Below are 14,272 nucleotides of genomic sequence, written 5' to 3'. Positions count from 1 at the left end.
TTGATCCTATTGATATCGATAGTACAGCGTACTGCCTTCACTGCGTTCAGCCGTTACCGGCACCCGGTTGCTGCCGCCCTGCCCCTGCAGCCAGCCCGAAAAAAGACCGGCCAGCACCGCACCAAACGCCGACTGCCACTCAGCCGGTGAAAGGATGTTGTCGCCTGCCGGTATAGCGTGACAGGTAATCCGCAGCGCCGCCTCTTCCGGCTGAAGCTGCACAAACCCCCAGTTAAAGCGCGCCAGCTGCAGATTACACTCGCGCTCCAGATCCTGCACGGTGCGTGCCGCTGGCAACGGATAGCGGGTCGCCAGCGACTCCCCCATGCGGTAGAGGAAGGCTTCCGCCTCCTGCTGACCGGCGTTGGCGATCATCCCCTCAATCAGCACGCTGACCAGGTCAAACCAGCCCGGCTGCCAGGGATGCGAACCGCCCGAATGCTCACTCATTACTTCTCTCCGAACAGATAGCGGACATAGAGCTGCGCACTGCTTTCGTTGTAGTCACCAAAGGTGTCATAGCCCAGTTGGCCGCCAATCGTCACATCTTTATTGAGTTTATAGTCAGCCCCCGCGTGCAGGTTGTAGCCGACGCCGTTTTTACTGCCACCCGAATAGTACGCCTCTTTCACGCTGCCACCGGCGGCAAGCGCCTCCAGCTGCGACTGCAGCCGGGCATCGGCCGGGAAGTACGCACTCTTATCCTGGCTGTAGCTCTGATAACCGGCGGAACCGCCGATGTTCACTTTCAGATCGTTAAACCGGCGAGAGAACTCCACCGGGAAAGAGACCGCCGCATAGTTCTGCGGGCTGAAGTAGCCGCCCTGCCCGTAGCTGAAATAGCTGAGGTTTTTCGAGAAGTCCATCCACGACAGGCTCATCCCGACTTTCAGCTCGCGGTCGTCGCTGTGGAACGGACGAACGTAAGCGCCTGCCGTCGCCTGCAGACTGTTGTTGCTGGCAACATTTTCGCCCAGATAGCTGTAAGCGCCTGCCCCGGCATAGAAGCCCGCATCGCCATTGTCATAGCTTAACAGGGCGTTAGCCCCGTTCTTCGTGACGCGGCCCCAGCGTTTACCACTGGCCTTATCCTCTGCGCCCACATATGAGAGCAGGCTGTCGGTAATGGCGCGGCGCTCGCCGGTCAGGATCAGCGTCAGGAAGTCGGTCAGCTTCGGTGACCACTGGACGCCGCCCACCAGGGTACTGAGATCCTGCCCCAGCGGCGTACTGCCGAGATCGACCTTGTAACGGTCGCCCTTCAGCGCCAGATTCAGCTCCACGCCCGACGCTGTTTGCGAATCGGTGGTGGCGTTCGGCAGATCATTGACCGTGGCACCGCCTGCGGCGACTACATTGCCCTGGCTCAGCGCATTGGTGCCGAAACGACGCCACGCATCAGCCGCGCCGCTGCCCGCCGTGAGCGAGACCGGCGTGGCGGTAAAGTCAAAGCGCGCCTTTTCAAACGGCACGGTAGAGAACGTCAGCGGCGCTTTGGCTTCGGTGAGTTTGCTCAGGCCTGACTCGCCATCACGCCCGCGCACCTGCACCATACCCTGACTCCAGGTGCCGGTTTTCTCCTGCAGCGAATCCATCATGGTGTCGATCTCGTGCAGCGTCTGCGCCTGTCGGGACGCGGTTTCGCTGCCCGCAGCCGGTTCGCCCTGTGCCGTCACCCCGGCAGGCGCTGCCTGCCACGGCAGCACGGTGCCATAGCTGGACGCGGTGCGTCCTACCGGCGAAGTGTGGCGATTGATAAAGGGGTTATCCGCCAGCGCCAGCCCGCCTATCGTCGGCACGCTGCCGGGTTGCGCGCCCTGCAGGCCGATCAGCTGACCACGCGCGGAACGCAGATAGCCCATCGCCTGCGTATGGTCGCCATTGGCTTCCGCGACGCGCGCCAGCAGCAGCAGGCGATCGGCCGACGGCGCGGTGCGGTTAAGGCCGCGACTCAGCGCACTGGCGCGCTGCACATCGTTCTGCGCCAGCGCCACGTTGATGGCCCCGACACGGGCATCCTGAGTCGGAGTATCCTGGGTCATCAGGTAGTCATACACCACACCGGCATCCCGGTTCATCTTACCGTCCTGGTAAAGACGGGCCATCGCGAACATCAGGTCGCGGTTCTGTGGATCCTGCTGCAGGGCACCAATCAGCTTGTCATAGGCCACCGCATACTGCCGCTGCTGCCGCAGGCGATCCACTTCATTAATCAGATAGCCGTTGCGAATGCCGGCCAGCTGGGTCGGGGTACTGCGCGCCTGCAGCTCAGGGTTGCTGAGGAAGCGCTGTGCCTCACTGCCGAGGCCCGCCTGATTCAGCACCGCCATCTGCGCCGCATAGTCGCCCGCATTCCCCTGCACGCCGCGCTGCAGGTTCGCCCGCACCAGCGAGACGGCGCTGGGGAGATCGCCCGCCTGCGCCAGCTTCTGCGCCAGGTTACCGGCATCAACCGGATTCGCGGGCGGATTGACCGTGAGCGCTTTCAGGGTATTGGCAGCGGCGGCCGTGGCCCCCTGCGCCAGATAGCGATCGGCGGTGCTCATCTGCAGGTTGAAATTGACCCGCTGCGCCAGTTCACGCATCGCTGCGGTCTGTGCGCTGGCGGGAATGCGTGACAGTAAGGTGCTGGCCTGCTGCCAGCCGCCGCTTTCGCTGGCGTTGAGTGCGCCAGCATACAGCTCGCTGCTGCTGGCACCGCTGCGCATGACCGGCTGCATCACGTTAGCGGCCAGCAGCGTATCCCCCTGCTGGCGGTAGAGCCGGGCCAGATCGAGCCGCAGCCACCCCTCCGTGGGATAGCGCTGAATAGCCTGTTGCAGCGTCGCCATCGCCGCGGCGCTGTTACCGGCGGCCAGCTGACGCTTCGCCTGCTGGCGCAGCGCATCGGCTTCATTCGCCCGCGGTGCGACGCTCTGGCGTACGCTCTCCGGCAGGGAGCCCAGCAGACTGCCAGCTTCAGCCGTGCGATTCTGCTGGCGCAGCACGTAGAACAGTCCCTCTTTGGCGCTGCGGTTATCCGCATCGCTTTGCAGGATTTCGCGGTAGATCTGCTCTGCCTGGACGGGCTGATTCGTGCGGCGCAGCACGTCGGCGCGGAACAACCTGGCAGCCAGCCCTTTTTCGCCCTGCGCCTGCATCAGTGGTTCGCTTAATGTCAGCGCCTGTGCGCTGTCGCCGTTTTTCAGCGCCTGCTGCGCGCTGGCCAGCTGCGCATAGAAGCGGGCATCGTCGGCCTGCTGCTGACGCGACGCACTCTGATCGCCGCCAAGCTGCGCCGCCCGCTGCAGATAATCGGCCGCTTCCTGATAACGTCCGTCACGCTGGGCCACGTAGCCCATGCCCGCCAGCGCATCCGCATCCTGAGGATTGGCACCCAGCACTTTCTCAAAGCTGGCCTGCGCCCCGCCGACATCCCCGCTGTTGAGCGCGCTGAAGCCCGCCCCTTTTTCTGCGCCACCCACGTTCTTACGGTAGTAGTCCATGACCGCTGTGTCCTGCGGATGACGCTGCTGCCAGGTCTGATAACGCGCCGCATCGGCGGGCTGCGGGCCGAGCCACAGCAGCGCCTGACGCAGTGAACGGTCAGCATCCTGATTGCCGCTCGCCAGCGCGCTCAGCACTTCAATGCCTTCACGGCGGGTCGACTCCTGATAGGTCAGCGCTTTTCCCAGCGCCAGCTGCGCACCCGTGTCCTGCGGATGCTGCGCCGCAAACTGCCGCAGCGCCTCGACCGCCTGCGGCAGCAGCGTACGGTCGCCGGCCATGGTGAGATAATATTCCGCCGCCACGCTGGCGGGCGGCTCATTGCCGCTGAAGGTGTTGCGCCAGGTCTGTAACGCCGCCGGTATATTGCCGCTGCGCGCCTGCTGACGCGCCAGCGAAAGCTGCGCCTGCGGAATGGTCTGCATCTGGCGCGCATTATCCAGCTCGCTCAGATGGGGATCGCCAGGGGCAACCTGACTCAGGCGGGCGCGATACTGCGCCGCCGCCGCCGTGTCGCCGCCCTGCTGGGAATAGAGCGCCAGCAGGTAGAGCGCCTGGGTGTTGCCGGGTTCCACCATCAGCACCTTCTGCAGCGAAGCCTTCGCCAGATCGTCATGCGCCTTCTGGTGCCAGTAAGAAGCCTGGTCGAACAGCGCCTGCAACGCCGGGTTGCTGCTTTCCGCCGCCAGCAGCGGCGAAGAGAAGATCAGCGTGCTGCCCAGCAGCAGCGCATGGCGGATTCCGGCACTTATCAGAGTCGTTTTCATTCTTTTTATCCTTACTTCCTGCCGGAATCACGGTCCTGCTTTGGATGCAGACGCCGCCAGGCATGGCGCTTCAGCATCGCCCAGGCCGCACTGCCCACCAGCGCAGAGACCAGCAGCGCCGCCAGTGCCAGCAGCACCGAGTGCTGGTTGGCGTACCACACCACCATCATGTACCAGGGCATCTCGCCGCTGGGGAACTGTGCGCCGACGCGGAAACTGCGAATGCCGTTTTCATCGGTAATGATCGCGGTATCGCCGCGCACGGCGGCGTTGATCTGCGCCGAACTTAAATCGTTGTGCAGTCGCAGCAGCTGGTCGTCGCTGGTTGCGACCGTCATCACCACCAGTCGATCGGGGTTCCACGGCGAGCGATAGCTGAGGAAGCCGCGCCACGCCTCGTTGGAGGAGAAGTAGCGATCGGCATCCAGCTGCTGCCGACTCCAGTCGCCGGTCAGCCAGCCGCGTAATTGTTCCAGCGTATCCGGCTCTTTCACGCCAAAGGTGTTGCCGCTGGCGTCGTACGGTGACGCCGCCAGCATCGCCTGATTAAAGGCGCTGTTGCCGGTGGTGCTGACCGCCAGCAGATCGCTCTGCTGTAAACGTGCCAGATGGGTGCCACCAGCGGGCAGACCAAACATGACCTGATTCTGCGTCAGCGCCACGCCGGTGGCATTCCCGGCGCGCGCCGCCAGATCCAGCAGCGTCGACAGCTCGGCGTTGCTGGGGGTTTCCGGCAGCAGCAGCGTGGTCTGACCGAAGTCGGCCAGACGCGAGAACGGGAATGAGGCCCCGACAAAGTAAGAGAGGTTCGGCAGCATACTGAAGTGGCGGGTATGGCTCAGATCGATCCACGAGTCCTCTTCAATCCGGCTCTTGATGTTGTTATTCAGCAGCACGCCGCAGGGCGCGTCGGCGCGCGGTTTAATATTGAAGTAGAGCGCCAGCTGGTTATCGCCGTAGATCAGATAGGGTTCGAGGTTAAGCCGATACTGCTCCTGCCGCGCATCCCCGCCTAAACGGTGCCAGGCGCTCTCCAGCAGACCGACTTTGTTCACCGTCAGGTTGCGCAGGAAGGTGCCGTTAAGCATGACGTTAAGGAACGAATTCTCCTCATCAATCCAGGTTTCCGACGGGAAGCGGTAGTGCAGATTGACCGGCACCGTGTCGCCATCCCACAGGAAAAGGTCAGGCGCGGCGCGGAAGTTCACGCGCAGGGCGTCGTGCCAGATGCCGCTGCTGGTCAGGCTCTGATCTTTGCGCAGCAGTTCGCTCAGGCGCACCGGGCGGTCCGTGTTGATCCAGCGCGGGGCATCGTAAGGCTTACGGCTGTCAGGGAGCGGCGAAGCGACCGGCAGCTGGCTCTCATCGGTCGCCAGGGGCTGCGTCAGCCGGTTTGCCGCCTGACGCAGCTGATCCGCGTTGTTGCCACTGACCAGCAGCAGTTTGTAGACCGGGTTGATGGGGTTATCCACCAGCTGCAGCATCGGGCCGTTGCTGGCCGGGAAGGTCAGCGTGCCGATGCGCTCTCCGGGATGACCAAACAGGATGCCATTGTTCTCCGGCAGCTCACCGCGCACCACCGGGAAACGAATCCCGCGATAATCACTCTGGATGCCGAGCCAGGATGCCACCAGCGCCGCCGCACTCACCGCATCGGGAGAGAGGTTGCTGGCGAAGCCGATGGTCACGGTGGCGGCGGTCATCCGCTGAGGATCGAGGAACGGTCGCGGGAAATTGCGCAGGCGGGTGCCGATATTCAGCTGCTGCCCCTCAAGGTGCAGGGAGGTCTGCGGCAGGATGGTGACCTGATACTGCTGTGCGCTCTCTTTCTCACACAGCAACTTGTCCGCATCGTTGATTTTAAAACTCAGGTTGTTTTCAGAGACCACCATCGCCGCCGGGATCTCCAGCTCATAGTCGCTGACATCGCTGTCGGTCGCGCCCAGCGGCAGTGTGCCGAGCGGCTGACCGTTCAGCATCAGCTGCAGCGACGTATTCCGTGCTGCCAGTGCGGCTGAGACGCGCAGCGACAGATTGAGCCGCGCATTGGTAATCACCTCATCGCTGGGCAGGGTAAAGGTAATGCCTGACTGCAACTGGCCGCCGGTCAGCGTGATGCCGCGTGTCTGGCCCATCTGCGCCACGGAGAGGGTGCTGCTGATCGGCTGATTGATCGCCGCCATGACCGGTAACGGCGCGTCTGCCGCCGGTGCTGTCGCCTGGCCTGGCGCATAGGGCAGCGCGCTGGCGGCCGCTTCCAGCGCCGGGTCCGCACTGCTCAGCCCCTGCGGCAACGGCACCGCTGACAGCGCACTGCTGTCCTGCGTGACGGCTCCGCTGTGCGCCGTCGGGGTCGCAGCATCGCCCGTCGCGGCAGGATTCTGCTGAGCGGCTGTCGCCTCAGCGGCAGGAACCGCTGCGGCTGGCGCTGATCCTGGCGTGTCACCGGGTGAGGCGGATGGTGACGCTGCGGAGGGAACCGCTCCGCTGGCCGGGGCCGCACTGTTCACCGGTGCGGCAGAGGGCGCATCGGTGGCGGATGACTGGGCCGCGCTGGTCGCTGGTGCTACAGAGGGCGCGGCTGGCGGCATTTCGCTGACAGGAGCCTGCGCGGAATCAGTTCCCGGCGTGGCAGACGCTGCGCTGTTCCCGGCTGCCGCAGCTGGCGCGGCTGACGGCGTTTCGCTGGCCGGAGCCTGCGCGGAATCGGTTCCCGGCGCGGCTGACGCTGCGCTGTTCCCGGCTGGCGCGGCTGACGCGGCTGACGGCGTTTCGCTGGCCGGAGCCTGCGCGGAATCGGTTCCCGGCGTGGCAGACGCTGCGCTGTTCCCGGCTGGCGCGGCTGACGGCGTCTCACTGGCCGGAGCCTGCGCCGAATCGGTTCCCGGCGTGGCAGACGCCGTACCCTCTGTGACAGACGGCGTGACCGAAGCCGCCCCGGGCGGCGTCGGGGCTGAACTGTTTAACGGGGTCGCGCCGCTATTGTCCACCGCCGCTGGCGTTTCCGCGCCGGCAGGCGTCAGCCACAATGCCGCCGTCAGTGAACTGGCCAGCAATGTCTGCGTCAGGATCTTCATGCCGCGCCATCCTCTTTTGCCGCCGCGGCAACCGGGTCGACATTTTTACGTTTATCGTGGCGGCCCTTCCAGGTCAGCCAGAACAGCTCAAACACGGTACGGATAATGGTGCCCAGCGAGATCAATGGGTTGTCCTGTTTATACTCCGGCTGAATCCACGCATCGGCACGCGCCAGCACCACGCGCACCAGTTCGCGACGGCGCGCCAGCGGCATCGCTTCAAAGCGCAGACGAATGCTCTCCGCATCGCCGGAAATCTTCGTGACCGGAAGCGTAATCGCGCCTGACTTCAGCAGCAGATCGATCTCTTCGATTTCATCAGACTCGTGACGCCCGTCGGGCGCGTCGAGTTGCGCGCCCCCCATGGAGAGGTTACTGGTCAGCGTGCGCGATGAAATGCCGCTGGCGTAGTGAATAATCGTCGGGATCTGCACCTCAATACGGATGGTTTTACGCACCTGTTTGGTTTCGCGCGCCACGGCAATTGCGGCCATCAGAATGATCAGGCTGAAAATCGCCCAGCCGACGTTCAGGGCAATCACGTAGGGATCGACGCCAAAGTAGTCATGCATCACCGCCCGCACCACGCCAGCCACAATGCCGATGCTCAGCAGCAGCGCCACGATCACGTGCGGACGCACAATATGGAAGTCGAAGAAGCCCTGATCCAGCACGCCGCCTTTATCGGTCACGTTAAATTTGCCATGTTTAGGCGACAGCAGGGTCAGGATGGTCGGGATCACCAGGTGGAAGCACATCACCGTCTCATAAATCTCGCCCCAGAAGGTGTAGCGGAAACGGCCATTCATGCGGGAGTTGACGTAGAGTGACATCACCAGATGCGGCAGCACGTAGGCGAAAATCAGTGACGCCGAGGAGTGAATAATGTTGAGGTTAAACAGCAGGTAAGCCAGCGGTGCGGTCAGGAAGGCGACGCGCGGCAGACCAAACTGAAAATGCAGCATGGCATTGAGATAGCAGAGACGCTGCTGCCACTTCAGACCCCGGCCAAACAGCGGGTTATCGACGCGGAAAATCTGCGTCATGCCGCGCGCCCAGCGGGTACGCTGAATGATGTGCAGCCCCAGACGTTCTGTGGCCAGACCGGCCGCCAGCGGGATCGACAGAAAGGCCGACCCCCAGCCCAGCCGCTGCATTTTCAGGGCGGTATGCGCATCTTCCGTCACGGTTTCAACGGCAAAGCCGCCAATCTCTTCCAGCGCGGAACGGCGGATCACCGCACAGGAGCCGCAGAAGAAGGTGGCGTTCCAGTTGTCGTTGCCCTGCTGCACCGGGCCATAAAACAGCGACCCTTCGTTTGGCATGCTGCGCGCGGCGCGCAGGTTACGCTCGAAGGGATCGGGTGAGTAGAAGTAGTGCGGCGTCTGAAGCAGCGCCAGTTTTGGGTCGTTCAGAAAGGGGCCAACCGTCGCCTGCAGGAAGGTGCGGGTTGCAACGTGGTCGCAGTCGAAAATGCAGATCAGCTCACCTTTGGTGATTTTCATGGCATGGTTAAGGTTACCGGCCTTGGCGTGTCTGTTGTCGTCGCGGGTGATATAGCCCACCCCCACATCGGCCGCGAAGCGGGCAAATTCGCTGCGCTTGCCATCATCCAGCAGGTAGACCCTGAGTTTGTCGCGCGGGTAATCAATACACTGCGCCGCCAGCACGGTGTCGCGCACCACTTCCAGGCTTTCATTGTAGGAGGGGATATAAATATCCACCGTCGGCCACAACCGGGTATCGTCCGGCATCGGAACGATGGTGCGTTTTAAAGGCCAGGTGGTTTGCAGGAAGCCCAGAATTAAAATCAGCCAGACGTAAAGCTCCGCCAGATATAAGCCAATCCCTAAGATAGCCTCGACTTCGGAATTAAAATGCAGCGTCTCTGTCGTCCGCCACCAGATATAACGGCTGGACATTAATGCCGAGAGGATCACCATCACCACGGTAATTTTGCGGCTCTTGCTGAAACCCAATAAAAACATCATGCCGATGCTGATCAGACCAAAAATATACTGTTTCTGGCTGTCCATCGGCGTAGTGATGATCACCGCCGCAACGGGTGCAAGCACCAGCAGCAGCAGGTAAAACCCGATTTTACTCATGATTCACCCTGAGAAGCGCTGTGTAAATCAGCTGTCTGGCGAAACCAGCCGGTTAAAAATGGTGAGTACGGATAGGTGCCTGAACTTCGCCATTGCCTACGGTGATATTGAGAATGCTGCTGACGCGTTTCGCGATCAGTTCAATATCAAATGCCGCGGCGGAAGCGGGGCTGAAATCGTAAACAGACTGCTGAGACGCGTTGGCTTCGCCAACACTTTCATCACGGTGAACCACGCCCAGTAAATTATCCCCCAGCCGCTGCTGCATAAAAGCCGTCACATCGCGATTAATATTGCGGCGGTTATCGCACTGGTTCAGGATAAAATAGTGCCCCTGCTTATTATTAAGCGGTTTACCGATCATCCGGTTCTCTTCTATCTGCGGTAATAATGAGACCGATGCGGTATCCGCTAACATCACCACTAAATGCATATCGGCCAGCGCCGTCATGGCTTTAAGGGCCGGACCGGGGCCGGGCGGAAAATCAGCCACAATCACCAGGCCGGGATAATTGAGCACCGTGTCGAGACCGCGCTGAATAAAGTGGGGATCTTTCATCAGGTTCTCTTCGAACCGTTCGCGCTGCGGCTCTGTGACGTCGCCATAAGGCAGAACAAAGATATTGCCGCCGGTGGTGAGAATCGACTGACTCCAGTCCGCCTGCTCTTCTGAACGCGCCACAAATCCGCGGCCGTCGTGGAGCGGCACGCCAAAATGCAGACGTAATGCGTTCTGCACATCAAAATCGATGGCCAGAACTTTGCTACCGGATCGCGCCAGGCTCCAGGCCAGATTCGCCGCCAGCGTGGTTTTCCCCACGCCCCCCTTCGGCGAGCACACACAAACTAACGGCATAGCGCAATCTTCTCCAGTAACGGTTTCAGTAAGGTTTCTTTCGGCAGGCTGACTTCGCGTGAGCGGAACAGCGCGCCAAACCGTCCCGGCTCAGCATGAGGCGCGGACGGTGCCACCGCGGGCTGAAGTTCAGCCACGCTGGCGGGCCGGACCGGCGCGGCGACAGGTTCCGCGACGATGGCTTTTTGTGGCGGCGGGGGTGGCGGAAATAAGGACGACGGGCCCCGCTCAGACGCTGGCGTGGCCGCAGGGACGCTGCTGCCTGCCAGGCTATCGAGAATCGAACTGCGGGCCGCCGCCGGTTGCGCACTGAGCGCGGCGTAACGGGGCTGTGCCTCTGCCGGCGACGCAGAGAGCGTTGCGGGGCGCGGTGGCTCTGGCGGAGGTGCCGTAAACTCATCACCGCGCAGCGGCTGCGGTTGTGGCAGGTCTATTCGCTGACCGCCACCGAACGGCGTGTGATGCTCCTCCTTCGCCAGTTGACGAAGCAGTGCCCATTTACTCTGTTCCGCCGGTTCCTGCGTCTGGCCAGACATATCTTTAAAGGCGATGTCGAGCGTTTGTGTTTTTTCTTTAAAACGCTGCAAATCATCATAATTCTTCATTTGAGGTGGCCTGCCACAAGGGGGGAATTTTCCTGGAATATACCACATCCTTTTATTCGCAGTCAGGAAAACCTGATTATAAAAAAAGCATATTTAATTAACGATTTTAATCATACAGAATCGCTAATCTTCAAAATTCGCCTTCCATAGCCAACCGGCACTCAAAATTAATAAATTAAACTTAAGTTAAACTGGCTATTCCTGTCTGAATAATGTTTCAGCAGAGAGGGCTCAGACATTGCCTGGTACAGCCAGACGCACTCATATCAGGATGGCACCGCTAAAGGAAGATGCAGCGCTGCTGGCGAATAACAGCGACGGGCTGTGATAAGGGAGGGGGAAAATAAAGCGGGGGGACCGATCGCCAGGCCATGACTCTGCCGTTTCAGGCTGAAGAGGGCGGAGCCCGTGCGATATCAGGAAACTCAGGCCCCCGACGGGGCCTGCCGATCCTTAACTGACCTTTTCTGCCACACCGACCGGCTGATTCTCATCCTGATCCACCGCAAAACAGGCAATCTCCTGTCCGCCGTAGTTTTTCAGCTTCGGTTGCAGCTGCACACAGGTACCAAAACGACGGTGACAGCGCGCATTAAAGGCGCAGCCCGGCGGCGGATTGAGCGGGCTGGGCAGCTCGCCAGTCAGCTTAATCCGCTCACGCCGATCGTCAGGATTCAGTCGCGGTGTCGCGGAGAGCAGCGCCTGGGTGTAAGGGTGACGCGGATTACTGAAAATCGCCTCTTTGCTGCCCTTCTCAACGCAACGGCCGAGGTACATCACCATCACCTCATCGGCGATGTGCTCCACCACCGACAGATCGTGCGAGATAAAGACGTAGGAGAGCCCCATATCCTGCTGCAGATCCATCATCAGGTTAAGCACCTGGGCGCGCACCGAGACGTCGAGGGCCGACACCGGCTCATCGGCGATCAGGACGTCCGGATCGAGCATCAGCCCGCGCGCAATCGCAATACGCTGACGCTGTCCGCCAGAGAACATATGTGGATAACGATCGTAGTGCTCGGTTTTCAGGCCGACTTTCGCCATCATCTCCAGCGTCTTCTCACGGCGTTCCGCTTTAGTCAGCTGAGTATTGATCACCAGCGGCTCTTCCAGAATCTGACTCACCTTTTTACGCGGGTTGAGCGAGCCATAGGGGTTCTGGAACACGATCTGGATTTTCTGACGGCGCAGCTTCTGCGCCTGGGGATCGTGTTTCAGCAGATCCTGACCGTGCCAGTAGAGCTGCCCTTCGGTCGGGGTTTCAATCATCGTCAGCAGACGGCCAAGGGTGGATTTACCACAGCCTGACTCGCCCACGACCGCCAGGGTTTTGCCCCGCTCCAGATTAAAGGAGACGCCATCCAGCGCCTTAACCAGACGCTCCTGACCAAACAGACCCTTTTTCACCGGGTAGTGCTTCTTCAGATCAATCGCCTGCAACAGGAACTGATCTCTGGTTGTTTCATGACTCATACGTTGGTCTCCCGGCATCGTCCAGCGGATAGTGACACTTGGACTGGCGTCCTGGAATGGTGCGCAATTCAGGTTCCACCTGACGACAATGATCGGTCGCATAGGGGCAGCGTGGGTTAAGCAGACAGCCCGTCGGGCGGTCATATTTGCCCGGCACCACGCCAGGCAGCGAGGCCAGACGCGCTTTATCCGCCGCAAACTCCGGCAGCGCACGCAGCAGCGCCTGCGTGTAAGGATGACGCGGCGCTTTAAAGATATCGCTCGCTTTACCGCTCTCCACCACCTGACCGGCATACATCACGATGATGTGGTGTGCGGCTTCCGCCACTAACGCCAGATCGTGCGTAATCAGGATCAGCGCCATGTTCTCCTGCCGCTGTAACTCCAGCAGCAGTTCGATGATCTGAGCCTGAATGGTCACGTCGAGCGCCGTGGTCGGCTCATCCGCAATCAGCAGCTTAGGCCGGCAGGCGATCGCCATCGCGATCATCACACGCTGGCTCATACCGCCCGACAGCTGGTGAGGATAGACATCAAGCCGCGATGCGGGATCGGGAATTCCCACCTGGGTCAGCAGGTCGATTGCCCTCTGACGCCGGGTGCGTTTATTGCCGCCCTGATGCACCTTGATCGCTTCCATAATCTGGAAACCCACGGTGTAGCAGGGGTTAAGGCTGGTCATCGGATCCTGAAAGATCATCGCCACTTCTGCGCCAACCAGCTGACGGCGCTCTTTTTCGGAGATGCGCTTCAGATCGCGCTGGTTAAACTCCAGCTTTTCCGCCATCACTTTGCCGGGGAAATCGATCAGCCCCATGATCGCCAGTGAACTCACCGACTTGCCGGAGCCGGACTCGCCGACAATGCCGACCACCTGGCCCTGCTCAACCTGATAACTGATGCGGTCAACCGCACGAAACGGTGCTTTGTCGTCGCCGAAATGCACCGACAGTTTGTCTACATTTAATAACGCCATCTCGGTGCCTCTTTACTGCTTGAGTTTCGGGTCGAGTGCATCACGCAAACCATCGCCCATCAGGTTAAATGCCAGCACGGTGAGCAGGATGACCAATCCAGGGAAGGTCACCACCCACCAGGCACTTTGCGCATACTGCAGCACGTCGGAGAGCATGGTGCCCCACTCCGGCGTTGGCGGTTGCGCACCCATACCGAGAAAGCCCAACGCCGCCATATCCAGGATGGCGTTGGAGAAGCCTAATGACGCCTGCACGATCAGCGGGGCAAGGCAGTTAGGCAGAATATTGACGAACATCTGACGCAGCATACCGGCACCGGCCACGCCGGAGGCGGTGACATAGTCGCGGTTCACCTCCACCAGCACCGCCGCACGGGTGAGACGGATGTAGTGCGGCAGCGCCACAAAGGTCAGCGCGATAGAGGCGTTGACGATCGAGGGGCCAAAGATGGCGACCAGCACCAGCGCCAGCAGCAGGCTGGGCAGCGCCAGCATGATATCAACGACACGCATGATGATGACGTCGACCAGGCCGCCGAGATAACCGGCCAGCAGGCCGAATATCACGCCGAAAATCAGCGACAGCACCACCACCAGGCAGCCCACCAGCAGCGACAGGCGCGCGCCGTACATCAGGCGCGACAGCACATCGCGGCCCACATCATCGGTGCCCAGAATAAAGTTCCAGCTGCCCCCGTCCTGCCAGACCGGCGGATGCAGCAGCGCATCGCGGAACTGCTCAGCCGGCGCATGCGGAGCCAGCACATCGGCAAAAATGGCGCACAGCAACACGATGATGATGTACACCAGGCCAATTACCGCGCCTTTGTTACGTTTAAAGTAGTGCCAGAATTCCTGAAACGGGGTCATCGGCTTGGGTGCAACGGTAACGCTGCCGGGATCAACAACAGACATGATGCC

The 14,272-nt window shown here is 61.1% G+C and carries 9 protein-coding genes; all 9 read right to left on the bottom strand.

The window, feature by feature from the left end; translation table 11 throughout:
- Positions 1-6: 6 nt before the first annotated feature.
- Positions 7-450 (bottom strand): cellulose biosynthesis protein BcsD, encoded by a 444-nt coding sequence (bcsD, locus tag S7A_RS04645; RefSeq protein ID WP_009088381.1) that lies wholly within the window; start codon positions 448-450, stop codon positions 7-9.
- Complete coding sequence (locus S7A_RS04640; RefSeq protein ID WP_009088379.1) at positions 450-4,253, bottom strand: cellulose biosynthesis protein BcsC; 3,804 nt, start codon at positions 4,251-4,253, stop codon at positions 450-452. The genes bcsD and S7A_RS04640 overlap by 1 nt, the downstream gene beginning before the upstream one ends.
- 11 nt (positions 4,254-4,264) lie before the next feature.
- Positions 4,265-7,330, bottom strand: coding sequence for a cellulose biosynthesis cyclic di-GMP-binding regulatory protein BcsB (gene bcsB, locus S7A_RS04635; RefSeq protein WP_009088378.1), 3,066 nt, complete (start codon positions 7,328-7,330; stop codon positions 4,265-4,267).
- Complete coding sequence (bcsA, locus tag S7A_RS04630; RefSeq protein WP_009088376.1) at positions 7,327-9,438, bottom strand: UDP-forming cellulose synthase catalytic subunit; 2,112 nt, start codon at positions 9,436-9,438, stop codon at positions 7,327-7,329. The genes bcsB and bcsA overlap by 4 nt, the downstream gene beginning before the upstream one ends.
- A 52-nt stretch (positions 9,439-9,490) precedes the next feature.
- On the bottom strand, positions 9,491-10,294 hold the full coding sequence (bcsQ, locus tag S7A_RS04625) for a cellulose biosynthesis protein BcsQ (RefSeq protein ID WP_009088374.1): 804 nt from the start codon (positions 10,292-10,294) through the stop codon (positions 9,491-9,493).
- Positions 10,285-10,899: a cellulose biosynthesis protein BcsO gene (gene bcsO, locus S7A_RS04620; protein ID WP_009088372.1), complete on the bottom strand. Its 615-nt coding sequence runs from the start codon at positions 10,897-10,899 to the stop codon at positions 10,285-10,287. The genes bcsQ and bcsO overlap by 10 nt, the downstream gene beginning before the upstream one ends.
- 453 nt (positions 10,900-11,352) lie before the next feature.
- The gene (dppF, locus tag S7A_RS04615; protein ID WP_009088370.1) at positions 11,353-12,375 is read right to left on the bottom strand and encodes a dipeptide ABC transporter ATP-binding subunit DppF; all 1,023 of its coding nucleotides are present in this window, start codon (positions 12,373-12,375) and stop codon (positions 11,353-11,355) included.
- Positions 12,365-13,351 carry a dipeptide ABC transporter ATP-binding protein gene (gene dppD / locus S7A_RS04610; RefSeq protein ID WP_009088368.1) on the bottom strand — a complete coding sequence of 329 codons (987 nt, stop codon included), beginning with the start codon at positions 13,349-13,351 and terminating at the stop codon, positions 12,365-12,367. The genes dppF and dppD overlap by 11 nt, the downstream gene beginning before the upstream one ends.
- Positions 13,352-13,363: 12 nt before the next feature.
- A complete protein-coding gene (gene dppC, locus S7A_RS04605) occupies positions 13,364-14,266 on the bottom strand; it encodes a dipeptide ABC transporter permease DppC (RefSeq protein WP_009088366.1) in 903 nt (300 codons plus the stop codon).
- Positions 14,267-14,272 lie beyond the last annotated feature (6 nt).

This window comes from Pantoea sp. Sc1, from assembly GCF_000255315.1.
GTDB classification, from domain to species: domain Bacteria; phylum Pseudomonadota; class Gammaproteobacteria; order Enterobacterales; family Enterobacteriaceae; genus Pantoea; species Pantoea anthophila.
The sequence above is the reverse complement of the archived record's forward strand: the minus strand, read 5'-3'. Positions and strand labels throughout refer to the sequence as shown.